27 protein-coding genes are annotated in these 25,012 nt (G+C 59.5%); 14 read left to right on the top strand and 13 right to left on the bottom strand.

Annotated elements, in window-relative coordinates:
* Positions 1 to 405 precede the first annotated feature (405 nt).
* Positions 406 to 888, bottom strand: a complete 483-nt coding sequence (locus ACSQ3J_RS18630; protein ID WP_436039823.1) for an Lrp/AsnC family transcriptional regulator — start codon at positions 886 to 888, stop codon at positions 406 to 408.
* A 99-nt stretch (positions 889 to 987) separates the two neighbouring features.
* On the opposite strand from ACSQ3J_RS18630, the gene ACSQ3J_RS18625 reads away from it, so the two are divergent.
* The 4 genes from ACSQ3J_RS18625 to ACSQ3J_RS18610 all read left to right on the top strand — a co-directional run bounded on the left by ACSQ3J_RS18625 (position 988) and on the right by ACSQ3J_RS18610 (position 4,960).
* Positions 988 to 2,484: an aminotransferase class V-fold PLP-dependent enzyme gene (locus ACSQ3J_RS18625; RefSeq protein ID WP_436039822.1), complete on the top strand. Its 1,497-nt coding sequence runs from the start codon at positions 988 to 990 to the stop codon at positions 2,482 to 2,484.
* A complete protein-coding gene (locus ACSQ3J_RS18620; RefSeq protein WP_436039820.1) occupies positions 2,471 to 3,349 on the top strand; it encodes an MBL fold metallo-hydrolase in 879 nt (292 codons plus the stop codon). The genes ACSQ3J_RS18625 and ACSQ3J_RS18620 overlap by 14 nt, the downstream gene beginning before the upstream one ends.
* On the top strand, positions 3,318 to 4,136 hold the full coding sequence (locus ACSQ3J_RS18615; RefSeq protein ID WP_436039819.1) for a sulfite exporter TauE/SafE family protein: 819 nt from the start codon (positions 3,318 to 3,320) through the stop codon (positions 4,134 to 4,136). Before ACSQ3J_RS18620 ends, ACSQ3J_RS18615 begins: the two co-directional genes overlap by 32 nt.
* Positions 4,137 to 4,525: 389 nt before the next feature.
* Complete coding sequence (locus ACSQ3J_RS18610) at positions 4,526 to 4,960, top strand: hypothetical protein (RefSeq protein ID WP_436039817.1); 435 nt, start codon at positions 4,526 to 4,528, stop codon at positions 4,958 to 4,960.
* Between the two features lie 342 nt (positions 4,961 to 5,302).
* Here ACSQ3J_RS18610 and ACSQ3J_RS18605 read toward each other — a convergent pair whose 3' ends face one another.
* The 9 genes from ACSQ3J_RS18605 to ACSQ3J_RS18565 all read right to left on the bottom strand — a co-directional run bounded on the left by ACSQ3J_RS18605 (position 5,303) and on the right by ACSQ3J_RS18565 (position 12,305).
* Complete coding sequence (locus tag ACSQ3J_RS18605; protein WP_436039816.1) at positions 5,303 to 5,899, bottom strand: response regulator transcription factor; 597 nt, start codon at positions 5,897 to 5,899, stop codon at positions 5,303 to 5,305.
* Between the two features lie 8 nt (positions 5,900 to 5,907).
* Positions 5,908 to 6,387, bottom strand: a complete 480-nt coding sequence (locus tag ACSQ3J_RS18600) for a sensor histidine kinase (protein ID WP_436039815.1) — start codon at positions 6,385 to 6,387, stop codon at positions 5,908 to 5,910.
* A 324-nt stretch (positions 6,388 to 6,711) separates the two neighbouring features.
* A complete protein-coding gene (locus ACSQ3J_RS18595; protein WP_436039813.1) occupies positions 6,712 to 7,644 on the bottom strand; it encodes a carbohydrate kinase family protein in 933 nt (310 codons plus the stop codon).
* Positions 7,641 to 8,153 carry an ureidoglycolate lyase gene (locus ACSQ3J_RS18590; RefSeq protein ID WP_436039811.1) on the bottom strand — a complete coding sequence of 171 codons (513 nt, stop codon included), beginning with the start codon at positions 8,151 to 8,153 and terminating at the stop codon, positions 7,641 to 7,643. The genes ACSQ3J_RS18595 and ACSQ3J_RS18590 overlap by 4 nt, the downstream gene beginning before the upstream one ends.
* Positions 8,150 to 8,890 carry a BtpA/SgcQ family protein gene (locus ACSQ3J_RS18585; RefSeq protein ID WP_436039809.1) on the bottom strand — a complete coding sequence of 247 codons (741 nt, stop codon included), beginning with the start codon at positions 8,888 to 8,890 and terminating at the stop codon, positions 8,150 to 8,152. The genes ACSQ3J_RS18590 and ACSQ3J_RS18585 overlap by 4 nt, the downstream gene beginning before the upstream one ends.
* A gap of 27 nt (positions 8,891 to 8,917) precedes the next feature.
* Positions 8,918 to 9,703 (bottom strand): GntR family transcriptional regulator, encoded by a 786-nt coding sequence (locus ACSQ3J_RS18580; protein ID WP_436039807.1) that lies wholly within the window; start codon positions 9,701 to 9,703, stop codon positions 8,918 to 8,920.
* 21 nt (positions 9,704 to 9,724) lie between these two features.
* Positions 9,725 to 10,588: an ABC transporter substrate-binding protein gene (locus ACSQ3J_RS18575; RefSeq protein ID WP_162252469.1), complete on the bottom strand. Its 864-nt coding sequence runs from the start codon at positions 10,586 to 10,588 to the stop codon at positions 9,725 to 9,727.
* A 29-nt stretch (positions 10,589 to 10,617) separates the two neighbouring features.
* Positions 10,618 to 11,382: an amino acid ABC transporter ATP-binding protein gene (locus ACSQ3J_RS18570; protein WP_436039805.1), complete on the bottom strand. Its 765-nt coding sequence runs from the start codon at positions 11,380 to 11,382 to the stop codon at positions 10,618 to 10,620.
* A complete protein-coding gene (locus ACSQ3J_RS18565; RefSeq protein ID WP_436039804.1) occupies positions 11,379 to 12,305 on the bottom strand; it encodes an amino acid ABC transporter permease in 927 nt (308 codons plus the stop codon). The genes ACSQ3J_RS18570 and ACSQ3J_RS18565 overlap by 4 nt, the downstream gene beginning before the upstream one ends.
* A gap of 102 nt (positions 12,306 to 12,407) precedes the next feature.
* Between ACSQ3J_RS18565 and ACSQ3J_RS18560 the strand changes: the two genes are divergently transcribed.
* A complete protein-coding gene (locus tag ACSQ3J_RS18560; protein WP_436039802.1) occupies positions 12,408 to 12,962 on the top strand; it encodes an inositol monophosphatase family protein in 555 nt (184 codons plus the stop codon).
* A 2-nt stretch (positions 12,963 to 12,964) separates the two neighbouring features.
* Here the strand turns inward: ACSQ3J_RS18560 and ACSQ3J_RS18555 are convergent, their stop codons facing one another.
* Positions 12,965 to 13,462: a MarR family winged helix-turn-helix transcriptional regulator gene (locus tag ACSQ3J_RS18555; protein WP_436039800.1), complete on the bottom strand. Its 498-nt coding sequence runs from the start codon at positions 13,460 to 13,462 to the stop codon at positions 12,965 to 12,967.
* Positions 13,463 to 13,508: 46 nt separating this feature from the next.
* On the opposite strand from ACSQ3J_RS18555, the gene ACSQ3J_RS18550 reads away from it, so the two are divergent.
* From ACSQ3J_RS18550 to ACSQ3J_RS18540, 3 genes are all read left to right on the top strand, one after another.
* Positions 13,509 to 15,026, top strand: a complete 1,518-nt coding sequence (locus ACSQ3J_RS18550; RefSeq protein WP_436039798.1) for an FAD-dependent oxidoreductase — start codon at positions 13,509 to 13,511, stop codon at positions 15,024 to 15,026.
* Between the two features lie 126 nt (positions 15,027 to 15,152).
* Positions 15,153 to 16,391, top strand: a complete 1,239-nt coding sequence (locus ACSQ3J_RS18545; RefSeq protein WP_436039797.1) for an MFS transporter — start codon at positions 15,153 to 15,155, stop codon at positions 16,389 to 16,391.
* Between the two features lie 84 nt (positions 16,392 to 16,475).
* Positions 16,476 to 17,699, top strand: a complete 1,224-nt coding sequence (locus ACSQ3J_RS18540; RefSeq protein ID WP_436039795.1) for a patatin-like phospholipase family protein — start codon at positions 16,476 to 16,478, stop codon at positions 17,697 to 17,699.
* Positions 17,700 to 17,703: 4 nt separating this feature from the next.
* Here ACSQ3J_RS18540 and ACSQ3J_RS18535 read toward each other — a convergent pair whose 3' ends face one another.
* Positions 17,704 to 17,862, bottom strand: coding sequence for a hypothetical protein (locus tag ACSQ3J_RS18535; RefSeq protein ID WP_436039902.1), 159 nt, complete (start codon positions 17,860 to 17,862; stop codon positions 17,704 to 17,706).
* Between the two features lie 307 nt (positions 17,863 to 18,169).
* On the opposite strand from ACSQ3J_RS18535, the gene ACSQ3J_RS18530 reads away from it, so the two are divergent.
* From ACSQ3J_RS18530 to ACSQ3J_RS18510, 5 genes are all read left to right on the top strand, one after another.
* Positions 18,170 to 18,562: a RidA family protein gene (locus tag ACSQ3J_RS18530; RefSeq protein ID WP_060504078.1), complete on the top strand. Its 393-nt coding sequence runs from the start codon at positions 18,170 to 18,172 to the stop codon at positions 18,560 to 18,562.
* A 135-nt stretch (positions 18,563 to 18,697) separates the two neighbouring features.
* Positions 18,698 to 19,696 (top strand): DctP family TRAP transporter solute-binding subunit, encoded by a 999-nt coding sequence (locus ACSQ3J_RS18525; protein ID WP_436039793.1) that lies wholly within the window; start codon positions 18,698 to 18,700, stop codon positions 19,694 to 19,696.
* An 89-nt stretch (positions 19,697 to 19,785) separates the two neighbouring features.
* Complete coding sequence (locus ACSQ3J_RS18520; protein ID WP_436039791.1) at positions 19,786 to 20,262, top strand: TRAP transporter small permease; 477 nt, start codon at positions 19,786 to 19,788, stop codon at positions 20,260 to 20,262.
* Entirely contained in the window at positions 20,259 to 21,539 is a 1,281-nt protein-coding gene (locus ACSQ3J_RS18515) for a TRAP transporter large permease (RefSeq protein WP_436039789.1), read from the top strand. Before ACSQ3J_RS18520 ends, ACSQ3J_RS18515 begins: the two co-directional genes overlap by 4 nt.
* Before the next feature lie 36 nt (positions 21,540 to 21,575).
* Positions 21,576 to 22,820 (top strand): Zn-dependent hydrolase, encoded by a 1,245-nt coding sequence (locus ACSQ3J_RS18510; RefSeq protein WP_060504085.1) that lies wholly within the window; start codon positions 21,576 to 21,578, stop codon positions 22,818 to 22,820.
* 27 nt (positions 22,821 to 22,847) lie between these two features.
* Here the strand turns inward: ACSQ3J_RS18510 and ACSQ3J_RS18505 are convergent, their stop codons facing one another.
* Positions 22,848 to 23,726, bottom strand: coding sequence for a LysR family transcriptional regulator (locus ACSQ3J_RS18505; RefSeq protein ID WP_244482076.1), 879 nt, complete (start codon positions 23,724 to 23,726; stop codon positions 22,848 to 22,850).
* A 617-nt stretch (positions 23,727 to 24,343) separates the two neighbouring features.
* On the opposite strand from ACSQ3J_RS18505, the gene ACSQ3J_RS18500 reads away from it, so the two are divergent.
* Complete coding sequence (locus ACSQ3J_RS18500; RefSeq protein ID WP_082512102.1) at positions 24,344 to 24,880, top strand: NUDIX hydrolase; 537 nt, start codon at positions 24,344 to 24,346, stop codon at positions 24,878 to 24,880.
* Positions 24,881 to 25,012: the final 132 nt, after the last annotated feature.

Here is a 25,012-nt window from a genome sequence, read left to right as displayed (position 1 = left end):
AGGCAATAAAAACGTTTTCAACAAGAATAAAATCGTTTTTATTTTGAGGTCTAGGTGAGGGGCAGGTCCATACATGGCGACATACGATCCATCCTAGCATTTGATAGAGAGACGAAATTTCCAGCGTTATCAACATTTTAGGAAATTTTACTATGGATCTCACCGTAGGCAATGCAGAGATAACATTTCGGCGGTCACGTCTGCGAATGTTTCGGAAATTTGTGAACTAAGCGAGAGCTCTTCCCTGAAGAGCAGAGGAAATTTGTCGCTGACAAGGGGCGGTCGATTGCAGAAGGTTTCTGCTCGGAATCGGCTTGGTTCCCGGGGATTTATGGTCGACCGCTGCCTGAAACGCGGTTATAAATCCTCACCGCGAATTGCGACAAGTTAAGGCAGCGCCAGCCTTTAACGCAGTCGGCTCAAATCGGCCGGGCGATTATTGATGATCGCTTCCATCGAAAAGAAGCCCGTGACAGTGGCAAGATCAAAGTTCGTGATGAGTTTCTGGTAAAAAGCGTCATATCCCGACATGCCGCGGGTCACGACCTTGATCAGGTAGTCCCAGTCACCGCCGATCCGGTAGAAGTCGATCACCTCAGGTAGACGTTCCACATGGGCGCGAAAACCATCGATCCATTCCTTTGAATGGTGGCGGGTGCGGATCATCACAAAAACGGTTAGGTCGAGCCCGAGAGCCTTCAGATCGATCTCACTATGCGTGCCGCGAATGAGGCCGGATGCGTGAAGGCGCTGCAGACGCCGCCAGCACGCATTTTGGGACATACCGACCTTATCGGCGAGGTCACGCTGCGACAGGTTCGCATCGTTTTGCATGGCGAATAGAATTTTCATATCAAAATCATCAACTTTGACCGTTTGACCGCTCATATGACACGTTCTCTTGTGAAATTGGCAAAAAATAGGTGACTCTTTTGATCGTGGCGCAGGATACGATCTGCGTCAACAGATTGATGTCAGGAGATCACCGTGGACCTTGCTCGACCCGCGCCGAAACAGAGCTCTCCTCTGATGAGGTTTCGTCAAAGCCTGAATGTTGCGGGCGTTATTGCCGAGCTGCGCGATGGTCTCGTTGGCGCGAAGGCGAGGGTTTCCGGGCCTTATGGTGACAAGCCACTGGTCTATGCCGACTATGTCGCATCGGGTCGAGCGCTTCGGCAGATCGAGAGCTTCGTGCTTGAGGAAGTGCTCCCCTATTACGCCAATAGCCATACGGAAGCGTCCTATTGCGGTGGCTTCATGACCCGCATGCGTCGGCAAGCACGCGCGCTGATCGGTGAACTCTGTGGTTCTACGGATCAGCATGCGGTGATCTTTACCGGCTCCGGCGCGACCGCGGGTATCAACCGCCTAGTCAAACTGTTCGGTGTCACCGCGACGGTTGCGGCTGGCAAACATGCCCGCGTCATTATCGGCCCTTACGAACACCACTCAAACATCCTGCCCTGGCGCGAAAGCGGCGCGGAGATCATCGAAATCGCCGAGCATCCGCAGGGCGGTCCTGATCTGTCGCTTCTAAAGGCTGCACTTGAGGACACTGGCGCGGATCTGACCATCTGCAGCCTGTCTGCGGCTTCCAACATCACTGGGATCATCAGTGACGTCGCTGCGATCACTGCGATGGTCAAGGCCGCGGGTGCCAGGATGATCTGGGACTATGCCGGCGCTGGTCCCTACCTGCCGATTTCCATGACGCCGGCATCCGGCGCCGACATCGATGCGATCGTTGTATCGCCGCACAAGTTCATCGGCGGCCCGGGTGCCTCGGGCATCCTGATCCTTCGCCGCGACAGCCTGGCAACTGACAAACCCTCGTGGCCGGGCGGTGGAACGGTCAAGTTCGTCTCGCCGCAGACGCATGATTATTCCGACAGCGTTGAATCCCGCGAAGAGGCAGGCACGCCGAATGTCGTCGGCGATATCCGCGCAGCACTTGCCTTCATCGTCAAGGAGGCAATCGGTGCCGCAGCGATGACCGCGCGCAACCGCGAACTGGCGCAGCGCGCGTTCGATGCCTGGAAAGGCCTGCCGCAACTGGAAATTCTCGGTCTCGTGGAGCCGGATCGGCTGCCGATCTTTTCGTTCCGTGTGAAGAACGGCAAGGGGGGCCATGTCCATCAGCAACTGGTTACCCGCATGCTGAGCGACCGGTTCGGCATCCAGGCCCGCGGCGGCTGTGCCTGCGCCGGTCCTTACGTGCATCGGCTGCTGTCGATCGACGACGAACAGTCCGAGACTATCCGTCAAGCCATCCTGTCCGGTGATGAAATCGAAAAGCCGGGGTTCATTCGGCTGAACTTCAGCGTTCTGCTGCCAGACGACAAGGTTCAGTTCATTCTCGATTCGGTCGCGCAGATCTCCATGGATGCTACGGATTTCGAGGCCGACTACGATGTCGATCCTAGCCGGGCGATCTTCTCTCCGCGAGCAGAAGTCAGGAAAGGCTCCGTTCATGCTGCAGCCTGAGGTCAAGGGCTTCTACGATGTCCGTACCGGCAGCATTCAGTATGTCGTCGCCTGTCCGAATACCCGCCAATGCGCCATCATCGATCCCGTTCTCGATTTCGACGAGAAGTCGGGCTCGACGGCCACCGTCAACGCCGACGCCATCCTCGACCACGTTCGTAGCCACGGCCTTCAGGTCGTGTGGATCCTCGATACCCATCCGCATGCGGATCATTTTTCCGCAGCGCGATACCTGAAGGCCAAGACCGGTGCCCCCACCGCGATCGGCGAGCATGTCAGAGACGTGCAGACAATCTGGGCGCAGATCTATAACTGGCCGGATTTCGCCTGCGACGGCTCGCAATGGGATCGTCTGTTTGCCGGCGCCGAAACCTTCAAGATCGGTGATCTCGACGCTCGAGTGATGCATTCGCCGGGGCATACGCTGGCCTCGATCACTTATCTGATTGGCGACGCCGCCTTCATCCACGACACGCTCTTCATGCCCGATAGCGGTTCCGCGCGCGCGGATTTCCCCGGCGGCAAGGCCACCGATCTTTGGAAATCGATCAACGATATCCTGAACCTGCCCGAGGAAACCCGGTTGTTCACTGGTCATGACTATCGGCCAGGCGGGCGTGAGGCGCTTTGGGAAAGCTCTATCGCCGAGCAGAAGGCTAGCAATCCCCATGTCGCAGGCCGGTCTATGTCGGACTTTGTCGGACTGCGCGAGGCGCGTGATGCAACCTTGCCAATGCCTAAGCTCATACTGCATGCGCTGCAGATCAATATTCGCGGCGGAGAATTGCCAGCTTGCGAGGAGAACGGCCGGCGTTACTTGAAGATTCCGCTTGATGCCCTTCCCGGGTCGGTATGGGGAGCTTGACCACTTGGACGGTTCGCTCCACCAGGTCCTGCTCGCAATCGCTTCCGGATCGCTGATCGGCTGCGTGCTGGGTCTGATCGGAGGCGGCGGGTCAATATTAGCGACGCCACTCCTCGTCTATGTAGTTGGCATCCGCGACGTTCATACGGCGATCGGAACCGGGGCGCTTTGCGTCTCGGTCAACGCCTACCTCAATCTGATCGGCCATGCGATCAAGGGCCATGTCTGGTGGCGCTGCGCACTGATCTTTGCATTTGCCGGCGCCCTCGGCGCCTATCTCGGTTCCAGCTTCGGTAAATTCGTGAACGGCCAGAGCCTGTTGTTCGCCTTTGGCCTGTTGATGATGTTCGTCAGCTTTGCAATGCGCAATGTGCAGAACCAAGCGGACATCACCGCTCGTTCGCTGACAATACAAACGCAGGGCAGAACTGGTGCGGTCGCGCTCGCAACAGGGTTCGGGTCCGGATTCTTTGGCATCGGAGGCGGGTTTCTGATTGTGCCTGGGCTGCTGCTATCGACCCGAATGCCTCTCATCAACGCGGTCGGCACATCCCTGTTCGCCGTCGGCACGTTCGGGCTCACGACAGCGGTGAACTACGCCCTGTCGGGTTATGTCGATTGGCTGATGGCCGGATACTTTATCGCCGGAGGCGTGGGCGGGGGGATCGTTGGGACGATTGCGGCCGGTCATCTTGCCAGCCATCGGACCGCACTAGCCGTTATTTTTCGTTGGGTCATCTTCACGGTCAGCATCTACGTGATTTGGCAAAGCGCTGCTGCATTGTGATCGAAAGACACGCCAGCCTGCTGTTCACCGTGGCACCATTGCTTTCCCGCTAAAATCATTGCCAGCGCCTTGTGGCTCAATTTCCGCCTCCCCTCCCTCTCTGCCTGCGAATGGTCGAGGGCTTGCTGGCTACCCGCGGGTCTTGGTCTCGCATCAAACGGTCCGGCTTTGGGGGGCGAAATGCGGGCGTGGAAAGGTTGATCAGATCTGATCCCACTTAAAGGGAGCAGGGTCGCCACAACGTGCATGACCCTGGTTCGTCCGGCAATCAGGAACGTCTCCTTCAGGTCTAGGCAAGCTTCGCCGTGGACCCTGCGAACCAGATTCGCCCTCAATGGCCGTCCATCACAATCAGGTTGACCTGACATTACGCCTAATTTGGAGGGCCAATGGCCATCTTCTTTCGCACCTTCATAGATGCAGATGCTGCGTTCGAGAGAATAGAGACTTCCCTATCGGGAACTCCGGCATTCGACGGTTACTTCAGTGTCCACGGCGGCCATACCTTCTCACGGCCGAATGATATGGACGCAGAAGAATTCAAACAGGAAGTCATCGATGCGTTGCGTGGCATCTGGGAGAAGGCGCAGTTTTGGACTGTATATTTATGCAACGACCAGCAGAGCGGGCCGTCGCTTAATGAGATCACCGCGGCGGCGATCCAGCTTGGCTCAAATTATCCTGGCGCGGTCGTTGTTACGCTGAGCATTCTCGGGCGTGTAGATAGCGATTCCGATCTTGAGTTGATTTTCGTGTGCTTTGTGCAGGATTCCGAACGCCGGAACTTCCGCGCACGCTACGAGGGGAAATTCGTTTCGAGGTAGAAGCCACCAGGCAAAGTGGTGAAAGTTCCGCTTGATTGCCTGATGAGCTACCGCTTGGAGGCCTTCGTGTCACGCCGGCTCTGAACCTCGTCGAGACCATGGCCTTCTTGATCAAGGGCACGCCAGAGCCGGTACCCTCTGCCTGTTCACCGATGCCGCGTTTATGTGACAACGCCAGTCTGTGATAAAAAGTGCGGTCGTGCAGCCCCCCACGAACAAGCGGGCCGCAATTGCGCCCGATCTCGCGCCGGACCTTTATTGCATGACTGTCGGGGCTGTGAACGTATAACCAACGCCATAGACCACCTTGATAGGCACTTCCAGGTTGGTCTGCTCACCTATCTAGCGGCGAAGGCGGCTTACGACTGCATCCAGGTGCCGGTTGTCGAAATGGGTTTTGGGGCGGGCAATGGTTTCCGCCAGCTCCTTGCGCGCGCAAACACCACCGTCATGTTTGCAAAGCGTCCTGACAAGTGCGAACTCGGTTGCCGTTAGCTTGAGTGAACGCTGGTTCGGCGCCGTGAGGGTCCAGTTTCTGCTGTCCAGCGCCCATTTGCCCGCGGTGTTGTCCCCAAAATCGGCGTGATCCCCGGTTCGCCGCAGCAGGCTCCGGATCGCTGCCTCGATCTCCCGCAAGGTACTGTGCTTGACGAGATAAATGTCAGCGCCACTTTCAAAGCCGCGAATACGGTCGTCACCGTCGCCAAGAGATGTCAACATGATGATTCCGCAACGATAGGTTCCGCGGATTTCGCTGGCCAGATCGAACCCATTGCCATCAGGCAGCCCGACATCGAGGATGCTGACGTCAGGTGGCTCATCATTTGCCAATGCGCGGCGCAAGCCTTCTGCTGTCGCAGTCCCTCCGGCCGTGAAGCCGCACAATCCCAGGAAATCAACCAGATCCTTGCGCAGCCGCTGTTCGTCCTCGACGATCAAAATGCGGGTCAAGTCACCAACTCTTCTTGCAGGGCGGGCTCTGTCGCTCCGTTCAACACAGGCACGCGCGCCACAGCCGCCGTTTCCCCTCCTTCACGGGGGTGCATCTCCAATGCGCCGCCATGATAGGCCAGAAGCTTACGGGAAGAGTAAAGACCAAGCCCAGTCCCGCTTCCGGCCTTGGCGTTCGAGGCTCGGAAGAAGCGGCGGCCAATCTTGTGCAACTCAGCTTTCGGTATGCCGATACCGCGATCAGACACCTGGATAACGACGGAGCCATGTGCCGACAGGGTATCAATGTGAATGTGCTGGGTCTCGGGCGAATATTTGAGCGCGTTGTCGATCAGATTGATGACGACGGTCGCCAGCATATCGTGATCGCCGAAAATCGAAGTTGCTTCGCCGCCCGTCTTGATATGCAACCGCTCACCTCGCCCGGTCATGTCGAAATGCAACTGTACATCGCATCGATTGCGGTCGAAAGCCATTGTCGCGGTCGTTCGTCATGAAGCGATCAATCAGGGAAAACAGCCGGTCCAGCGCCTCACCAATCCCGGAAAGCCGTTCCATTGTTGCTTCACGCGATAAGCCAAGGCGGTCTTGGTCTGCTGAGCACGAGACGACTTGGCGCAGCGGCAGGCCGAACAACAAGCCCAGGGTCAAAGCTGTCCCGATCGTCAAATCGGAAGAACGGTGCTGGCCGCCACGGGTCTTGCGGCGTGACGCCGATGTGACATCGCATCCCTTAATCCAGCGTTCAGATTAAGGGAGACACAAATCAACACGCCAACCCAGACACCGCGCGCGGGGCGCTACTGGTGTCCGTCGTCGCGCCACCGGTTCACTTCAGCAACGCTTGCCTTGCCACTGCGCGGCCCATGGATAGTGACTGAGCGGGAGGCTGCAGCGACGGCGAAGTCGAGTGCTTCGTCGAAATGTTGGCCTTGCGTAAGACACCAGGTCAGCGTGCCGCCAAAGGTGTCGCCGGCGCCGGTGACGTCGATGACATCGACCTGAAATCCCGCCGTGCGCAGGACTGTCTCGCTGTTGCGCGCCTCGGCGCCGTCTGCGGCGCGCGTACGCACGACCCAGTCGATCTGGTGATCCCGCATCCAGTCGCCGATGCGGTTGATGTCGTCGTGACCGAAGGCGGCGCGGAAGCCGACCTGATTGAAAATGACGACGGCAGCTCCAATAAGATAGGGCATGTCTTCGGGCGTACAGCCACCAACGTCGAGATCGAAGATGGCGCGGCGGCCATGGTGACGCAGATCGGCTAGAAGCGCTGCCTGCTTCAGAGCACCGTTCTCGGTTTGCGCATGCAAGCGGCGGGCACGGTAAAGCGTCGTGTAGAGAAAGCCCGGCTGGCGCAGCGCCTCCACAGTCTCAGATGCGAGCCACATCGGCTGCTCGCCCATTTCGACGGTCAGCACGATATGCTCTCCATCGACGAGAAAGATCAGATTGCGCGATTCCGGAATGCTCTGATCTGTCAGCATGTGATCGACATCGACGCCGTTCTTCCGCAGGTCGGCGATCAGCCGCTGTGACAGTGGGCTATCGTTCAGCAACGAGATGAATTGCGTCTCACCGCCCAGCCCCGCATGGACAACGGCGGCATTGGCGATCGAGCCGCCGATTTCGGCAGGCAGCTCTGTGACCATGCCCTTGTCGGCCCGGCCTGGCCAGCGACTGGCGGTGTAATACTCGTCGATTGCCACGTCGCCGATAAAAAAGGCGGTCATGTATTTTCCTCCGGGTCCGCTTGAATTCGCCTTGGCCCACCTGCAACCGGGACCCAGGGGCTTTCGCCGAGACCGCAAACCGCCATCCAGTAATAGGCCGTAGGACCGGAAAGGCCCCGGCAAGCGTCGTGCCAGACGCCACGATGCATCACCACCGCCTGACCGGGCGCAATCACAAAAGCTTCGATTTCGTCCCGTTTTGCCGCATTGGTGTCCGATGCGGGGGCAACGGCAAGAATGACCGGCTGGGCAGCGCAGAAGATCGCTTCCTCGGTACCCGGATGCCGTTCCATTGCCGTACAGTTCCACGGGGCGCCGCCGCCACGCGTCACCCCAAGATGGCCGGAACCCTCGATCAGCGATGTCTTGGTAAAGCCATCACTCCAGCCGTCGCCGGCGGTCCAGATCGCATTGGGATCAGTGTCGTTGGTGAGATTGTAGACCGCGCCGAAACGGGCAAAATTCTCGGGCGTTACCGGACGAGCGACAATGGTATCCGGCGCGCTCATGCGGCATGCCTTGTGGCGTGAACAGCCCGCATCAGACGGGCGACATGGGCGGCCTCGACGCGGCCGGTATCCTTGTGGTCGTGCTTGAACCAGCTGCCGACGACGGCGCCATCGGCATACGCCAGTTGTTCGGCGGCATTGGTTTCGGTCAGGCCGGCGCCGATCAGGAGCGGGACGGTCCCGCCGGTTGCGGTGCGAAAGCGTGCCACCTTGTCCATGTCGGTCGGCTGGCCGGTCGCGTCCGAGGTCACTACCAGGCCGTCACAACGGGATGCGCCGATACGGACGTCCTCTTCTTCGGGCCGTCCCGACAGGATCGGCTGGTATTTGAACCGGACGCCGCCGAGCAGCAGTGCCGAAACGCTTTCCCGATGCGCGGCGAGATCGGCGGCGAAGGGCGCATCCTGTTCCAGCGGCAGATGACCGGCGACGGAATCGACCTGGATGAACGAGACCGGAAACCGCTTGGCGAGTGCGAAGGCGCGCACGTTGTCCCGCAGCACATTGACGCCAATGCGGGTGCCAAGATCAAGGCCGCACAGCCGCTCCAGCACTCGCTCGACATCCTCGGCATCGCCGAAATAATTCTCGACCACGAGACCATCGACCCCCTCGCCGGCCATGATGCGGGCTTCTTCCTCGGCCTGGGTGAGCTTGGCCTTGGGGCCGTCACCAGCCAGATGCAGCATTCCGAGAATGGGTTTTGGGTTGATAAAAGTCTCGTCGAAACGGCTCATAAGTTGTTCTCCTGCGTCGCGCGGCTTTCAAGCCGGCGCGGTATCACGCCCCCAGCGGGTGGCGAATTTCATCTGGACGGCCGGCGAGTAGACGATAGACGTACGCTCCACCAACCGGTCGTCGGCGTCGAGTACATCCCCGCTGGCGCAAAGATAGCCCGGCACATCCAGCGCCGGAGCAAAGACCTCCCGCAGGCGATCGGACGGCGGCACGACGGTCAGCAGCAGTTCCGAGCGGAGGGGGTGGCGATCATAATCGCGGCGTAACACCTCGTAGAGCGATTGCGCCGCGAAATCGTTGCGGTCGATGCCGGGGTAAAGGGCAAGATCCAACCGCGACGTATCGACGTTCAGCCAGTTTATCGTTTCATCATTGGCAAGGCCGCGCGCACGTACCAGCAGCAGTTCACCGTTTTCCACCCGGTGTTCGAGTACCCGCGTAACCGGACGCAGGCCTTGCCGGCGCGCCAGTTCGGTAAAGCTGCCGAAATTCCAGATATTGTGGCTGATCGGCCGATGCGAAACGATCGTGCCCCGGCCACGAACCTGCTGAACCAACCCTTCCGACACCAGGAGCGCCATCGCGTTGCGCACCGTCGTTCGGGCGATGCCGAACTGGTCGCGCAACTGGTTTTCCGAGGGAATGGCTTCCCCCTCGGAAAAATCACCGCTGAGAATGGCGGCGCGCAATGCCCGGTAAAGCTGCCGGTAAAGCTGCTCGCTCGAATAGAGGTCGAGGCGCAGCCGGGACAGTCTATCATCGGAGCGTTCGCCTGTTGCGATGGAGGCGTCTGGTATGGAAGGGTGGGTCAAGGCAGGCTCCCGAACGGTCCGTTACTTCGTGGTACCGTTTATCTTGAACTCTTCCACGCCGGCCTGTTTCAAGCCGTAACGGTCAAGGATCTGTGTATAAGTCCCATCTGCCTTCATGGCGTCGAGCGCGGCCAGCACGGCATCACGCAGACCGCCATTCGCCTTGGCGAAGGCGATGCCGTAATGGTTGACGTCGCCCACGTCGCCGATCTGGTAGAATTTTCCCGGTTCCTGCTTCATCAGGTCGAGAAGCCCTTCGAGGCCGATCACCGAGGCCTGCGCGCGGCCCTGGCGGATCTGCATGATGTGTTCGGCCTGGGTCGGGATCTGGATGACGGTGATCAGCTTGTCGGCGGGGCAAATGGACTTGCCGAGTTCTTCCGCCCAGGTGACCCAGCTTGTGCCGGTCGCCACAGCCACGGTCTTGCCGCAGAGGTCGGTTTCGGTCTTGATCTCGGCCTGATGATCGACGGACGAATAGAAGACGTTGCCGGTTCTAAAATAGTCAATGAAATCGAGCTGCGTCTGGCGTTCGACCTTGTCGGAAAATGCGGTCATGATCAGGTCGGACCGGCCGGTGACGACCTGCGGGATCAGCTGCGGGAATTCGACGTTCTGGAACTCGGCCGCGAGGCCGAGGCGCTCGGCGATGGCCTTGGCGAGATCAATGTCGAAGCCTTTCAGCTCCGTCGAACCAGCGTCGTTATATTCCATCGGTGGATAGGCAAGGCTGATCGTGACGTTCAGCTTGCCGGCGGTGCGCACGGCTTCCGGCACGGCGGCCGCCAGCTTCTCGTCGGCGGCGGCGTGGACCGCGCCGCTTGCGGCAAGGCTAAGGAAGGTGGCTGAGGCGAGCGCCAGGGCCATCGGTAGCAGTCGTTTCATTTTCTTCTCCCATTGTTGAACTGTGGATATCAAGCCAGCACGCGGCTTAGGAAGCTGCGCACACGCGGATCGCCGGGATTGCTGAGCACCTGCCCAGGCGCGCCGGTTTCGCGAATTTCTCCGTCGATCATCACCACGACACGGTCAGAAACCTCACGAGCGAAGCCGATCTCATGGGTGACGACGATCATGGTGGTGCCGCCGCGCGCCAGGTTGCGCATGACTTCCAGCACCTCGCCGACCAATTCCGGGTCAAGCGCGCTGGTCGGTTCGTCAAACAGCATCACGCGCGGCTCCATGGCCAGCGACCGGGCAATTGCCACGCGCTGCTTCTGACCGCCGGAAAGCTGCGACGGGTAGCTAGATGCCTTTCCGGCCATGCCGACCTGTTCCAGCAATTCCATGGCGCGGGCTTCGGCCTTGGCGCGGCTGAGACCGCGCACGACCATTGGCCCTTCGATGACATTGCCCAACACCGTACGATGAGCGAACAGGTTGAAATGTTGGAACACCATGCCGAGCTGACTCTGCTGGGCGCGCAGCTGTCTGATCGGCAGCTCCTGGAGGGCGCCGCGATGGAGCGCGTAACCCATGATGGCGCCGTCGACCCAGACATAGCCGCTATTCGGCGTTTCCAGATGGTTGATGCAGCGCAGGAAGGTACTCTTGCCGCTGCCCGATGGGCCGAGGATGCACAGCACCTCGCCATAGGCAACCTCAAGGTCGAGGCCCTTGAGAACCTCGTGGCTACCAAAACTCTTGCGGATTCCGACCGCCTTGACAGCGAGACTCATACTTCCCCCTCGACGGCTGGACGTCGAGCCCAACCCTTGAACCAACGCCGGTCGCTGGTGGTGGCTGCGGTATCGCGGCCGAAATAGCGTTCGAGATAATACTGGCCGATGGAAAGCACGGTTGTTCCGGCCAGATACCAGACGGCACAGACGAACAGCAGTTCGATAACGGCGCCGTTGATGAAGTATATCCGTTGTGCGGCGTTGAGCATTTCGCCCATGGCGATGGTTGCGGCAAGTGACGAGAATTTCAGCATGCCGATGGCGCTGTTGCCGAGAACCGGCAGGATCAGCCGCAGGGTCTGCGGCAGGATGATACGGCGCATCGTCTGGCCAGGTGTCATGCCGAGCGTATGAGCCGCTTCCTTCTGGCCGCGATCGACGGAACCGATACCGCCGCGCACCACTTCCGTCAGATAGGAGCCTTCGTTGACGCCGAGGCCGAGAACAGCGGCGACGAAGGGTGTCACCACATCGACCATGCGCTCATCGACAAGCCCCGGAATGTAGAGCCGCGGAAAAACAAGGGCGATGTTGAACCAAATGAGAAGCTGCAGCAGAACCGGGGTGCCGCGAAATATCCAGACGTAAAGCCAGGCTGCGTACCGCAGGATCGGATTTTCCGAATGCCGCATGATGCCGAAGACGAAGCCAAGCATAACGCCGAGCACCAGCGCGCAGGCCGAGATCAAGAGGGTCCAGCCGAAACCTGTGATGATGACACCGGCTGTCAGGAATTCTCCGACGATGGGCCATTGGATTTGCCCAATGGCAAAAGCGCGGCCGATCGTGGCGAGGAACAGAATAACGGCGATGCCGCTGAGCCAGCGCCCAGGATGGCGCAGCCGGCGAATGGGTGTGTCCGGTCCCGGCAGATCCGGCAGGGACAACGCGGACGTCGGTTTGGGGGGCGATTGGGTCATGGCATCCAATTGTAGGGTTAGGCCTACAACTTACTAGGCACGTTTGAGGAGGGAGTCAAGCGGGATACCGATCATTCGATCGTCGATTGCATCGCTACTTCGATGCCCATCCTGCAGGATCGCCGTCGCCTCCGCCCGGTTGCAAAATTTCTACTGCCTTCCGAGGACGTTTCAGGGCCGTTTACGCGAGCCTTTGGTGATGGCCTGCGCCGAAGTGATGTTTGTGGAATTGCTTTTCCTGGGCGAAGACCAGCCACAGGTCATGGCCTTCAGACTGGAAGAGGAACAAGGATATTTTGCATCAGCGGCGAAACTCGGCTTGGCGAAGGCATCCTCTATACCTCGGCTCTCGAACAGTTCAAACGCCTGCGGCATGACCGTTTCGCAGCCCTCGCAGGAAAGGTCAGATTCAGCCGCTTTTCGCATGACTGCTATGCCGCTGGCCTTCTGGCTCTTGGCACCATTGATCTCCTCGTCGAAAGCAACGTCTTCGACTACGACATCCTCCCGCAAATGCCCATTATAGAAGCGGCCGGTGGCATCGTCAGCGACTGGGATGGCCAACCGCTGCAGGATGCACCGCAATATGACACCGTGTTAATGGCGGCGAATGAGGCAATTCATCGGGCGGCGCTGGATGCTCTCAAGTATAGCTGAGGCTATCGGCCCCGGCTGGGGACTTCATTTCGATCCCGATTGAACACATCAGCAAAACGGCGCATCAATCGTACGAGGTCAGCAATGTCCTTTTCATCCCATGCATCGAAAATCGCCCGGCTCATCCGCTCGCGCGCGGCATCGAGTTTGTCCGTCATGAGCTTTCCTTCGGCGGTAATGACTGCTTCACGGACTCTTCGATCAGCAACACTGCCTTGGCGGGCGACAAGACCCATGCTGTCAAGCTTGGCGACTTGGCGGCTGACGGTCGTATGATCCAGTCCGATCCGCTCAGCGAGTTCAACGACGCCGATGGGACCTAGTCGTTCGACAGCGACAAGGAGCCGAAACAGCGCACGATCCAACGTGATGCCGGCTTCACGCACCAGCTCATCATCTCGCTGAGGGCGGTTCATCGCGCTGACAATATCGATCAGGGCTCCATGCAGATCGCGCATCATCGATCCATTACGTGTATTTTGCACATTGTTTATTGACATTAAGTCAGCCTCCTATTATGTGCATAATACACACATGGAGGTGAAGATGACAAATGATTTCGCTGCAGATGTACTCATCTGCGGAGCGGGGGCGGCTGGCCTGACGCTCGCCATAGAGTTTGCGCGACGCGGTATTTCCTTTCGATTGATCGATCGGTTGGAAGCAGCGGTCAACGGCTCTCGTGGCAAGGGAATTCAACCCAGAACCCAGGAAATTTTCGAGGATCTCGGCATCCTCGACAAACTCGTGGCAGCTGGCGGCCTTTACCCACGTCAACGGAGCTATCATGACGATGGGAGCTACACAGATGCTGATATGGGCGAGATCATCCAGCCCACTCCGGCGGAGCCCTACCATCTGGCGCTCATGGTCCCGCAATACGTGACCGAGCGCATTTTACGAACGCGCCTGGCCGAACTTGGTGGCCAGGTGAAATTCGGCCGTGAATTGAAGGGCTTCGAACAGGACCAAGATGGAGTGACCGCGCGTATCGCTCATGCCGAACGCGAAGAGATTGTTCGGGTGCGCTGGTTGATTGGCGCCGATGGAGGGAAAAGCTTCGTTAGACGTTCTCTCGGGATCGATTTTCCCGGTACCACGCTTGATACTCGTGCAATCGTCGCGGATGTCGCGCTCTCAGGGCTTTCAGGCGAGGTCGCGCATCGCTTCGCCAGAGACGGTGACATGAGCAGGCAGGTATGGATCGGTCCGCTCGCCGGCACGGACCTGTTTCAGATCCAGGCACCTGTCGGGAAGGACGCACAAGTCGATCTCTCCGCTCGGGGACTGACGACGTTCCTGGCGGATCGAACAGGCCTGAACGACGTCATTGTCGACACTGTGCACTGGGCATCAGACTATGAGATGAATGCGCGCCTGGCCGACAGGTATCGGGTGGGGCGCGCCTTTCTGGTTGGTGATGCCGCTCATGTCCATCCCCCGACGGGCGGTCAAGGCCTGAATACCAGCGTGCAGGATGCCTACAATCTCGGGTGGAAGCTTGCCGCGGTCGCGCGCGGCGCGCCGGACCGCTTACTCTACAGTTACGAGCCTGAACGGCGCCCGGTTGCCGGAGCCATGCTCGGACTTGCAACCAAGCTGTTGGACGCCCAAAAGCAAGGGGAAATGCGGCGTGGCCGTGAAGTCCGCCAGCTCGACATCGGGTATCCGTTGTCATCGCTATCATTGAACTATACCGCGGCCAGAGGCCACCTCTCCGCTGGCGACCGTGCTCCCGACGCGCTCCTACAAGGGGCAGGGGGGCAAGCCTCACGTCTTTTTGGTCTGTTCAAAGGCTCCCATTGGACCTTGTTGGCATACGAAGCCGGGCAGCAGACATTGAAGCTATACGAGGGCCTGCATGTTCACCGGATTGGCTCTGGTGGGGAGCTTTCCGACGAGTGGGGCCACTTCAAAGACGCCTATGCGCGGACGCCTGGCGACTGCATCTTGATCCGCCCGGACGGGTATGTCGGCGCAATCTTCGACGCCGATCGAACCAACGAAATTGCGAGATATCTTGCGGAGGTGGGCTTGCTTCCCATCCAACGGGATTACCAATGAGAGCGGCAATCTTATCAGGGATGGTGGGTGGCCTTGCTTTGGGTGAAATTGCCCCTCCCATCCCGCTTTTTGGCGAGAGTCGGACTAAGGTGACCGCAGCAGCCTCAGTCAGGGAGCAATGTGGAGATGAGTGAAGCTGCTTACTCAAAACAGGCTTCCCGTGAGGCTCTGCGCCGGAACTGGCGAATCTTGGCGCCACTCTTCCTGATTGTTTGTATTTATGCCGCTGGTATGGCCTCAGTATTGCCTGTCCTGCCTTTCTACCTGAGGGACATGGGGGCATCCCCGCTGATCTTCGGCGTCGTTATCGCAACGGAGGCGTTCACTCATTTTGTCGCCGCGCCCATCCTAGGCCAGCTGTCGGATCGGTTCGGCAGGAAGCGGGTCCTGCTTGCAAGCCAGGCTATGGCAGCAGGAAGCCTTCTTCTGCTGGCAGTCGCTCCAAATGTGCTCGTGGTAATAATAGCGCGTGCACTCTTTGGTCTGACCGGCGGCAACTTCTCGGCAGCTGCAGGTTATGTCGCTGACCACACCGCGCCTGAGGATCGTAGGCGGGCCCTTAGTATCCTGACTGGTGGCGTGGGTTTGGGCGCGATTGTCGGAGCTGGCTTGTCCGGATTTCTTTCTGACACTTCGCTGACGTTGCCAATCTTTGCAGCCCTTTTCCTCTCGATCGGTGCGATTGGCCTTACTCTGTTTGCCCTGAAGAGAGATCAAGCTCCGTCCGCTCAAGCCGGACCATATGAGCGCAAAAAAATCTCGTTTCGCGCCATCGTTTCATCCCCGGTCATCCGTATCTTGATTGTCGTGATGTTATGCCATTTCCTGGCGTACGGCATCTATAGTTCGCAAATGCCGGTCTTTCTCGCGCAAACGTTCATCTGGAATGGGCAGGCTTTCGGCCCACAGCACCTCAGCTACATCGTTGCTGCCGATGGCGTAATCAACATCCTGGTACAGCTCTTCCTCTTGGGTTGGCTTGGCCGGCGATTTTCCGAACGTCAGCTGATCATTTTGATATTTGGATTGATTTGCGCGGGCTTTCTCATAGCAAGCCTTGCAAAAACCGTCCCTCTCCTCGCATTGGCGGTGCTTTGCGTGAGCACGGGCGATGCGATGGCCAAGCCAACCTACCTTGCGGCTCTGTCCGTCCATGTACCGGAAAACCGCCAAGGTGTCGTCATGGGATCTGCCCAGTCACTTGGCGCCCTGACAGACATCGTCTCCCCACTGATTGGCGGTTTGATCCTCGGTCACAAACTCTATGGTGTCTGGATAGGCCTGGCGATCGCGGTCGCTGCCATAGGCGCCGTATTGGCTGCAGCGAGACTTCCCTCGACGGATCCGGAAACACGGAAATCGTAAACAGAGCAGCTGTTAATCAGTCAGTACTCTCCGGCTTGCCAGCTAAACGCGGCGCGGTTTCCCCTCTCCAATGGAGTCATATGGATGATGAAACTCTCACTTCGAGAGGGAGCTCAGCGAAAGTGTGTGAAGACGCCTCTTGGAGCCGCGCTCGCCAGCATCCTGGTCTTCGCCGTGGTCATTTCAACTGGGTGTGCGGCGCCAGAACGTCCGACGTACAACGCATCTGAAGCTGATCGCGCCCAGATTTCCGGGTTTGAGAATATCAGGACTCATGTTGATGATCCAAGACCTCCCGCTTCAACGCATGATCCATGGAAACCGGTCATCCTGAAGGACAAGCCGACTATGCTGGCCATTTCGGGGGGCGGCTCCGGTGGAGCTTTCGCAGTGGGTATATTGTCTGCCTGGAGTGCACTTGGGACCCGCCCGAGGTTCGAGGTGGTAACGGGAGTGAGCACAGGAGCCTTGATAGCCCCCTTCGCCTTTCTCGGCTCCGATTATGATGAGCAGCTTAGGCGGCTCTATCTATCGGGGAAAACACGAGATCTCATAGACATCGAATGGAAGGGAGCCGGCATCTTTTCTCCTGGCCTTCTCAAGGGAAATGCTCTGCGCAGCAACGTAGAACAGAACATCACGGGCGAAATATTACGCCGAATTGCAATCGAACATCGCGCCGGGCGTCGGCTCCTTGTAATGACGACAAACCTTGATACCCAGCGGGCCGTCGTCTGGAATATTGGAGCGATTGCTGACAGTCGTAGACCGGATGCTCTGCCCCTGGTTCGGCAGATACTGATCGCATCCGCAAGCGTCCCGGGAATTTTCCCCCCTGTATCGATAAGAACAGTGGTCGATGGAAGGGAGATTGAGGAACTGCATTCAGACGGGGGTAGCTCGGCGCAGTTTTTTACCCTGCCTGAACACTTGCTCGTTGCGCACAACGATCAGGCGAAAGGTCAAAACCTGCATATCTACGTGATCGTAAACAACGCCCTCATTCCTGAATTCGCTATGTCCCGTGAGCGGGCGTTGCCGATCATGGGCAGGGCTTACGGCATACTCCTCAAGTCGCAGACGAGGCAGGGGCTTATCGCGCTCTACAACTTCGCGAAACGAGCAGATATCGACCTCGATATCGCATCGATCGATCAGCAGATTCACTATTCCATGCTAAATCCGCTCAGCGCCGACTACATGCGCTCGGTCTATCACATTGGGTACGAGAAGGCTCTGGGGCAGCGTCTGTGGGCCAAATACCCTGTTTTCAGAGTCCCGGATCGGAGATTGGAAAATCGACGGTGATACGTCACGAAGCGATCGCAACTCCGGATTGCCCGTCTTGGAGATGCGGCCAAGACGCTTCTTGCCGCGGCTGGAACGCCGCTGGTGCCAGGCCTATCCAGGCAGCAAAGTACCTGGCCGATTTAAAGCCGCCGAGATCAGGAACGAGCGCTTTGACGGCCATCGCAATAATGGCCCCGACGCCGCGCATTGCCGCCAGGCAACGCAAGTCGGCGTCTCGCTTGGCCAACGGAAGGCTATCACCGGCGCGGCGGCTTGATAGCAGGTTGCCTGCGGCAAAGACCGCTCGACGTTCGATAACATGGCGGCTCCCAAATCTGATTTGGGAGCCGCTTCGATTCAGAAAAACACGGATACTCTAGGCACAGCCGGCCACTTGCGGCGTGCTTCGCCGGGGGCGTATGGAACGAGGATATCGCTGCCGCGGGGCGGAGTGGCGATATCTCCCATGCTCCACGAGGCGATCAACCATGAAGCACGAAATAATTGAAATTCCTGTCATTTCCGAAGCCATCCGCAAACTCGGCGCGCCGACCTCAGCTTTGACGCGGGTCGGCGGACTGCTCTACACCTGCGGCATGCCGCCAATTGACCTCAAGACGGGTGAGATCGTCAAAGGCAACATGGACACCCAGGCGCGAGCCTGCATGGAAGCGCTTTCCTTCACGCTTCGGCACGCCGGCTCATCGTTCGACAACGTCTTCAAATCGCTGGTCTTTATCACCGACAACGATTTTGCCGCCGAGATGAACGCGGTCTATCGCGACTATTTTCCGAACGGTTTTCCGGCCCGCAGTTGCGTTGCCATCAAGCCGTGGGCGCATTTCGATATCGAGATCGAGTGCATCGCGACGGCGGGATGACACCGTCGTTGTGCACAGGAAATCGCCGCCGCTCTCATAAGCGGGCGCAATGCTTGCCATTGGGCCGGGCTATTTGCGTTGAGCCAATCACGGCCGCCTTATGTGCCAAGAATAAACACAACAAATGAGGGTGCTATGAAACTGGGCATATCGAAATTTTCGCGCGGCTTTGCCGCAACAGTGATCGCTGGCATGGTCGGCCTCTCCGCCCATACGGCCGCTCTGGCTGAGACGACGATCCGCCTCGGCCATGTCCTTGCCGACACGCACAGCTGGAACAAGGCGTCGGTGGACTTTGCGAAGGACGTCGCGGAGAAGACCAGCGGCCGCGTCAAGATCGAGATCTATCCCTCCGGCCAGCTCGGCACGGAAAAGGAAGTCATCGAAGGCATGCAGATCGGCACCATCCAGGGTGGCCTGATCGGCAGCGGTTCGTTTCAGTTTGTCGAGCCGAAGTTCGGTGTCATTGAGATGCCCTATGCCTGGACCAGCCGCGAACAGGCTTTCGCCGCTCTCGACGGTAAGCTCGGCACCACGCTTGCCGATCTCCTGCGCCCGAAGGGCATCGAGGTTCTCGCCTGGTGGGAGAACGGCTTCCGTAACATCACCAACAACAAGCATCCGATCGTCAAGCCGGCCGATCTTTCCGGCATCAAGATCCGCGTCACGCCGGACAAGGTGCGCCTCGCCACCTTCGAAACGCTCGGCGCGCAGCCCGCGCCGCTGGCCTTCGGCGAGCTTTACTCGGCTCTGCAGCAGGGCGTCTTTGACGCGCAGGAAAACCCGCTGTCGATCATCGATGCTTCATCCTTCTACGAAGTGCAGAAATACGTCTCGATGACCGGCCACATCTGGGGTGCAGCCTGCCTGACGGTGTCGACCACGACCTGGGCGCAGGTTTCTCCCGAGGACCAGGCCATCGTCAAGGAAGCCGCGGTCAAGTGGGGCAATGTGCAGCGCCAGATGGTCGCTGACAACGAGGTCGCGCTAATCGAGAAGCTGAAGTCGAAGGGCATGCAGTTCAATGAGGTTGACAAGGCCGCTTTCGTCGAAGCGCTGAAGCCGATCTGGGAAAGCGAAAAGGACGTCTTCGGTCCCGAACTGCTCGAAGTCATGGATAGCTACCGCAAGTAACGTGTTCGTCCCGTCCGCCAAGCGCGGGCGGGACTTCCTTGCCCGCCCGGCGGGCACGTCACGTTCTCATCAACACCAGTGAGGCTGCCATGCAAGACGCGCCAATACCGCGCTCGCGGATTTCCAATGCCATAGATAGCGTAGCCGGTGCCCTGGGCGGCCTGGGCATCGCCACCTTCACCGCCATCATCGTCTACGTCGTCATCTGCCGATACGCATTTTCCTTCACGCCGCGCTGGTCGGAGGAAGTCCCACGCCTGCTGCTCGTCTGGGTCACATTTATCGGCGCGGTTTCCGCCTTCGTCCGCAACACGCATCTTTGCGCCGGCCTGACCGACCTGATGGTCAAGCCCGGCCGGTTCAGGTCGTTCCTGGCCGCTCTCGCGCGGCTGGCGTCCTTCCTGTTCCTGATCGTCGTGTTCTGGTCCGGATGGCAGATAACCGGGCTGACCTGGTCGCATGAGACGACCGTTCTGAGCTGGCCCGCCGGGCTTTCCTATCTGGCGCTGCCGGTTACCGCGGCTGCCGCCTTCATTGCCCTCGTTGCCGCGGAGTTGCGCAAATGAGTCTCGCACTCCTCGTTCTTTTTGTCGTCTTCGTTCTGCTGCTGTTGATCGACGCGCCGATCGTGATCGCGCTTGCGCTGTCCTCGGTCGCCTATCTGCTGGTCGGTGATGCCCTGCCGGTGATGGTCGTCGCGCAGCGCATGGTCGCAGGCATTGACAGCTTCACGTTGCTTGCCATCCCGCTGTTCCTGCTTGCCGGCTTGCTGATGGTTCATGGGGGCCTGGCACCAAGGATCGTCAATCTGTGTGCGGCCGTCGTCGGTCAGCGCACCGGCGGCCTTGCCATCGTGATGATCGCAGCCTGCATGATGTTCGGTTCCCTCTCGGGCTCGGGCGTGGCGGATGTCGTGGCGATCGGCTCGATGCTGCTGCCGGCCATGAAGGAGCGCGGCTACCATCCGGGCTTCTCGGCAGCTGGCCTCGGCTGCGCCGGCTCGCTCGGTACGGTCATTCCGCCGTCGATCGTGCTGATCGTCTATGGCACGGCGACCGGCACGTCGATCGGCCAGCTCTTCATTCATTCCATTGGCCCCGGAATCCTGCTCGGCCTCGGCCTGATGGTTGTCGCCTGGTGGATTTCCCGCAAGAACGGCTGGAAGGGCGGCGAGCCGTTCAGCTGGGGGCGTCTCGGCCAGGCCCTGCGCGAATCCGTGCTTGCGCTGCTCGCACCCGTCATCATCGTCGGCGGCATCCGCTTCGGCATCTTCACGCCGACGGAAGCTGCAGGTATCGGCGTCGCCTATGCGCTGGTGGTCGGCCTCTTCGTCTATCGCAAGCTGACATTCTCCAATATCTTCAGCCTCTTGCGCGATACGACTGAAATGAGCGGTTCCATCCTTATCGTCATCGCGGCTGCCTCGGTGTTCGGCTGGATTCTAACGGTCGAGCAGGTTCCGCAGCTCGTGGTCAATGCCATTACCGGCGCGACCGAGAGTGCCACCATCGCGCTCATGCTGATGATGGTTGCCGTCCTCGTGCTCGGCACCTTCATGGAATCGATTGCCATCATCCTCATCCTGGCGCCGGTCTTCCTGCCGGTGCTGCGGGTCTACGAGATCGATCCCGTCTATTTTGGCGTGCTGTTGACCATCAACCTGGCAATTGGCGCCAATACGCCGCCGCTCGGCATCGACCTGATGGCGGCGTGCCGCACCGGCGGAATTCCGATGTCGGCTTCCTTCCGCTACCTGCTGCCGTTCATCGGCGTCATGACGTTCATCATGTTCCTGTTCGTTCTCTTCCCAGGTCTGATGACGCTGATGTCCTTCGGCATGTGAAGCGTTTCGTCCGCAATCGCATTTGAAAGGTGAACCATGTCGTTCGCACAAGATACCCGCGTCAAAATCGATCGCTTCTGGTCGACGATTGAAAGCTCCGCCGAGATCGGCAAGGGCCGCCCCGGCGGCCTCGCTCGGCTCACGCTGACCGACGACGACCGCCGGATGCGTGACATGTTCGTCAGCTGGTGCCGGGATGCCGGCCTCAGCGTCGAGATCGACGAACTCGGCAACATCTTCGGCCGGCGCGAGGGCCTTGACCCCTCGCTTGCGCCCATCCTGATCGGCAGCCATCTCGACACGCAGATCAATGGCGGCCGCTTCGATGGCATTGCCGGCGTGCTCGCCGGGCTCGAAGTCGTTCGTACGCTGAACGATGCGGGCCATGTCACCCGCCGGCCCATCGTCGTCGTCGATTGGACGAACGAGGAGGGTGCGCGCTTCTCGCCGCCGATGGTTGCCTCCGGCTGTTTCGTGGGAGCCTACGATGTCGATTGGGTGAAAGACCTGATCTCCGACGACGGCGCGCGTTTCGGCGCCGAGCTTGAGCGCATCGGCTACGATGGCAACAGGCCCTGCCGCGCCGGCGAGATTGACGCCTATTACGAGCTGCATATCGAGCAGGGGCCGATCCTCGACCTTGAAAAGCGCGATGTCGGCGTGGTGACGGGTGGATATCCGAGCTACGGCATGCGAGTGCGCTTCACCGGCAAGACGGCCCATACCGGGCCGACACCGATGGACTTGCGGCGCAATGCGCTGGTCGCTGGCGCGCGCTGGCTGACCGCGGTGGACGATATCGGCTGGGATTTCGCCGTCGGCGACGGCAAGGCGACGGGCGCGCGGCTTGCCGCCTGGCCAAATAAGCCGGGCATTCTGTCCGACACCGCCCAGGCGATCTGCGACGTTCGCCACCCCGATCCCGCGACAGCCCGGGTCATGGGCGAAAAGATGCGCCGCGCGGTTTTCGAAAGTGCGGCCCGTGCCGGCTGCGAAGCGGTCATCGAGGACGAATGGTTCTGGGGCGGCGACATCTTCGACCATGCGATGGTCGATGGAATTCGCGCGGAAGCAGTGCGGATGAACTACGACTGGCGCGACATCCAGTCCCAGGCCGGGCATGACGCCTATTTCCTCGCCCGGCATTGCCCGACGGCGATGATCTTCACGCCCTGCAAGGGCGGCATCACCCATAACAACGACGAAGACTGCGATCCAGACGACCTCGCACCGGGTCTCAATGTCCTGTTGCACGCCGTCGTGGCGCGCGCCGACCGCTGATGGAGCGAGGGTGCCGAATAGGCACCCTCAATGCATATCGGGATAGAGCGCACGCAGTTCCTGCACCAGGTCGATGAAATGCTGCTCCGCGCGCGAATAGGCGCAGTCGGGATGCGTCACCAGGAAGACGTCGGCACCGAGCGGATAGCCCTTGATTTCCAGCGGCCAGAGAAGGCCGTTCGCCACCTCGTCATGTACCGCCGTCAGCGGCAGGATGCCGATGCCGAGCCCGGCAACAATCATTCGCCGCACTTCCTCGAGGTTGGGGCTTTGCCCGCTGATCCGCTCGCCAAGGCCAAGGCTCTGGCTGAGCACCGACATGGGCTCGAGACCCATCCCCCCGGTGGCGCAGGTGAAGGACACGAAGGATTCCTGGCGCAACTCCCGCTTTTCCACTTCCTTTCGGCCGAAAAACGGATGTTCCGCGCCGCAATAGACGCTGAACTCTTCGCGAAACAGCAATTCGCACCTCAAGCTGAAGACCGGGCGTGCCAGCAGGCAGAGGCCTATCCCGCATTTCTCCGTCTGGATCCGCTTGATCGTGTCCTGACTGTTCTGGACCTCCATGATCCAGGTGACGGAGGGATAGCGCTGGTGGTAGAGGCGTAGTGCCTCGTTCACGAGCGGGGATTCCAGGTTCGAGATGATCTGGATGCGCACCTCGCCGAATTCTTCGACGGTTTTTTCCTGCGTGAGATGGCCGATACGTTCCACTGCGCGGAAAATCTCGCCGCATTCCTCGTAGACCTTCTGTCCGCGCGCCGTCAGCTCAAACTTCCGGCTTCCGCGCAGCACCAACTGACACGCCAGGTATTCCTCCAGCCGCTGCAGCGCCTGGCTAACCGATGGCTGGCTCATGTTCAGCCGGGCTGCTGCCCGCGTGAGACTACGCTCCTCGGCGATCATGAAGAACGACCGCAGGAGATTGAGATTAAGATCTGTCAACATCGGGCCAACCTAGCGGTTAGCACCGAAGCCGGCAATGCGATGTAAGCAGAGTGAATGGAGATGTGTGCTTTCAGGGCAAGTTGTGCGCATTTATCCGCATCGCCAAAGCCCGCTGACTCCGATCTGCGCCCTGAAAAATGATCCTTTTTTAAAGTTTCTTATTCCAGCAGCGCCTCGCATTTGCTCTTGAAAGAGCTGCATTGAACGGCCACATAGGGCCTATGCAAATAGGCACGATTATCAGGATGTCGAGGCTCGTCGATCAAGCATGCTCCCCTACCCGGAGCAGGTAGCCTTGATTCTGTAACGCCGCCACAGACCCGCCGCTCCGGGAACCACACGATCAAACAGTGCGGTTCATGTCGCGCCTATACGGCGCACCAATGGAGCGTATCCATGTCCGTGTTCCGGTCTCGTCCGATCTGCGTCACCTGTCATCATCAACTTCCCGGCGCTGCCACCCGGTGCCCCTGGTGCAAGACCCCCGCCATTACTGTTCGTCGTGTGTCCAGCGCTGTTCGCGAATGGAATGTGGGATCGCCCCGTTCCGGTTGTTTCGACGGGGGCGACGGACGATGAGCTATTCGACGAAAGCCGACGCCCCCGCCTTGAGAGCCAGCGGCGTGGACGATTTGCAGCAGGTCGGCGTTTTTCCCTGGCGCATCCGAAGCGACGGCGAACTGAGGGTCCTGCTTATCACCTCGCGCCGGCGGGGGCGATGGATCATGCCCAAGGGATGGCCGATGAAATGTTGTTCGCCCCTCGTCGCGGCTTCGCGGGAAGCCTTCGAAGAGGCCGGGATTTTCGGGGATATTTCGCTGAAGCCCGTAACGACCTATCGCTACGTTAAGGCGTTGGACGACGGTTCGCGGGCTTCTTGCCGCGTTGCCGTGTTCGGCATGAACGTGCGTGGCACGCTCAGCCATTGGCGCGAGAAGGAACAAAGGCAACGCCGGTGGTTTTCCCTGGCGGCCGCAGCAGACCAACTCGACGATGCCGAACTTGCCGCGTTCGTGAGGGCACTTGATGCCGCGCCGGAGCGTCTGGAAGCCTTCAGCCGGTCCGGCAGGCACAATCTGCCCTTCAACGCCCTGCGTACGACCGGCAACTGAGGACGCTCCGATGTTTCCAACGGGTTTTGTCCGCCGCTGCCGACGGGCCTTCATCTCTCCCATTCGCAGGATCAGCACCGGACGCTGACAGCCTGGCGCCACTACCTGCGACGGCAAGAGTGGCGCCAGGAG

It is taken from the genome of Rhizobium sp. LjRoot98, assembly GCF_964252935.1.
GTDB lineage: Bacteria > Pseudomonadota > Alphaproteobacteria > Rhizobiales > Rhizobiaceae > Pararhizobium.
The sequence above is the reverse complement of the archived record's forward strand: the minus strand, read 5'-3'. Positions and strand labels throughout refer to the sequence as shown.

What these genes read in the sequence shown, in the direction of transcription:
- ACSQ3J_RS18630 (WP_436039823.1), bottom strand. Translation starts at nt 888, where the DNA reads ATGAGCGGTCAAACGGTCAAAGTTGATGATTTTGATATGAAAATTCTA.
- ACSQ3J_RS18620 (WP_436039820.1), top strand. Translation starts at nt 2,471, where the DNA reads ATGCTGCAGCCTGAGGTCAAGGGCTTCTACGATGTCCGTACCGGCAGC.
- ACSQ3J_RS18615 (WP_436039819.1), top strand. Translation starts at nt 3,318, where the DNA reads ATGCCCTTCCCGGGTCGGTATGGGGAGCTTGACCACTTGGACGGTTCG.
- ACSQ3J_RS18610 (WP_436039817.1), top strand. Translation starts at nt 4,526, where the DNA reads ATGGCCATCTTCTTTCGCACCTTCATAGATGCAGATGCTGCGTTCGAG.
- ACSQ3J_RS18600 (WP_436039815.1), bottom strand. Translation starts at nt 6,387, where the DNA reads ATGGCTTTCGACCGCAATCGATGCGATGTACAGTTGCATTTCGACATG.
- ACSQ3J_RS18595 (WP_436039813.1), bottom strand. Translation starts at nt 7,644, where the DNA reads ATGACCGCCTTTTTTATCGGCGACGTGGCAATCGACGAGTATTACACC.
- ACSQ3J_RS18590 (WP_436039811.1), bottom strand. Translation starts at nt 8,153, where the DNA reads ATGAGCGCGCCGGATACCATTGTCGCTCGTCCGGTAACGCCCGAGAAT.
- ACSQ3J_RS18585 (WP_436039809.1), bottom strand. Translation starts at nt 8,890, where the DNA reads ATGAGCCGTTTCGACGAGACTTTTATCAACCCAAAACCCATTCTCGGA.
- ACSQ3J_RS18575 (WP_162252469.1), bottom strand. Translation starts at nt 10,588, where the DNA reads ATGAAACGACTGCTACCGATGGCCCTGGCGCTCGCCTCAGCCACCTTC.
- ACSQ3J_RS18570 (WP_436039805.1), bottom strand. Translation starts at nt 11,382, where the DNA reads ATGAGTCTCGCTGTCAAGGCGGTCGGAATCCGCAAGAGTTTTGGTAGC.
- ACSQ3J_RS18565 (WP_436039804.1), bottom strand. Translation starts at nt 12,305, where the DNA reads ATGACCCAATCGCCCCCCAAACCGACGTCCGCGTTGTCCCTGCCGGAT.
- ACSQ3J_RS18560 (WP_436039802.1), top strand. Translation starts at nt 12,408, where the DNA reads ATGCCCATCCTGCAGGATCGCCGTCGCCTCCGCCCGGTTGCAAAATTT.
- ACSQ3J_RS18555 (WP_436039800.1), bottom strand. Translation starts at nt 13,462, where the DNA reads ATGTCAATAAACAATGTGCAAAATACACGTAATGGATCGATGATGCGC.
- ACSQ3J_RS18550 (WP_436039798.1), top strand. Translation starts at nt 13,509, where the DNA reads ATGACAAATGATTTCGCTGCAGATGTACTCATCTGCGGAGCGGGGGCG.
- ACSQ3J_RS18545 (WP_436039797.1), top strand. Translation starts at nt 15,153, where the DNA reads ATGAGTGAAGCTGCTTACTCAAAACAGGCTTCCCGTGAGGCTCTGCGC.
- ACSQ3J_RS18540 (WP_436039795.1), top strand. Translation starts at nt 16,476, where the DNA reads ATGATGAAACTCTCACTTCGAGAGGGAGCTCAGCGAAAGTGTGTGAAG.
- ACSQ3J_RS18535 (WP_436039902.1), bottom strand. Translation starts at nt 17,862, where the DNA reads ATGGCCGTCAAAGCGCTCGTTCCTGATCTCGGCGGCTTTAAATCGGCC.
- ACSQ3J_RS18530 (WP_060504078.1), top strand. Translation starts at nt 18,170, where the DNA reads ATGAAGCACGAAATAATTGAAATTCCTGTCATTTCCGAAGCCATCCGC.
- ACSQ3J_RS18525 (WP_436039793.1), top strand. Translation starts at nt 18,698, where the DNA reads ATGAAACTGGGCATATCGAAATTTTCGCGCGGCTTTGCCGCAACAGTG.
- ACSQ3J_RS18520 (WP_436039791.1), top strand. Translation starts at nt 19,786, where the DNA reads ATGCAAGACGCGCCAATACCGCGCTCGCGGATTTCCAATGCCATAGAT.
- ACSQ3J_RS18515 (WP_436039789.1), top strand. Translation starts at nt 20,259, where the DNA reads ATGAGTCTCGCACTCCTCGTTCTTTTTGTCGTCTTCGTTCTGCTGCTG.
- ACSQ3J_RS18510 (WP_060504085.1), top strand. Translation starts at nt 21,576, where the DNA reads ATGTCGTTCGCACAAGATACCCGCGTCAAAATCGATCGCTTCTGGTCG.
- ACSQ3J_RS18505 (WP_244482076.1), bottom strand. Translation starts at nt 23,726, where the DNA reads ATGATCGCCGAGGAGCGTAGTCTCACGCGGGCAGCAGCCCGGCTGAAC.
- ACSQ3J_RS18500 (WP_082512102.1), top strand. Translation starts at nt 24,344, where the DNA reads ATGAGCTATTCGACGAAAGCCGACGCCCCCGCCTTGAGAGCCAGCGGC.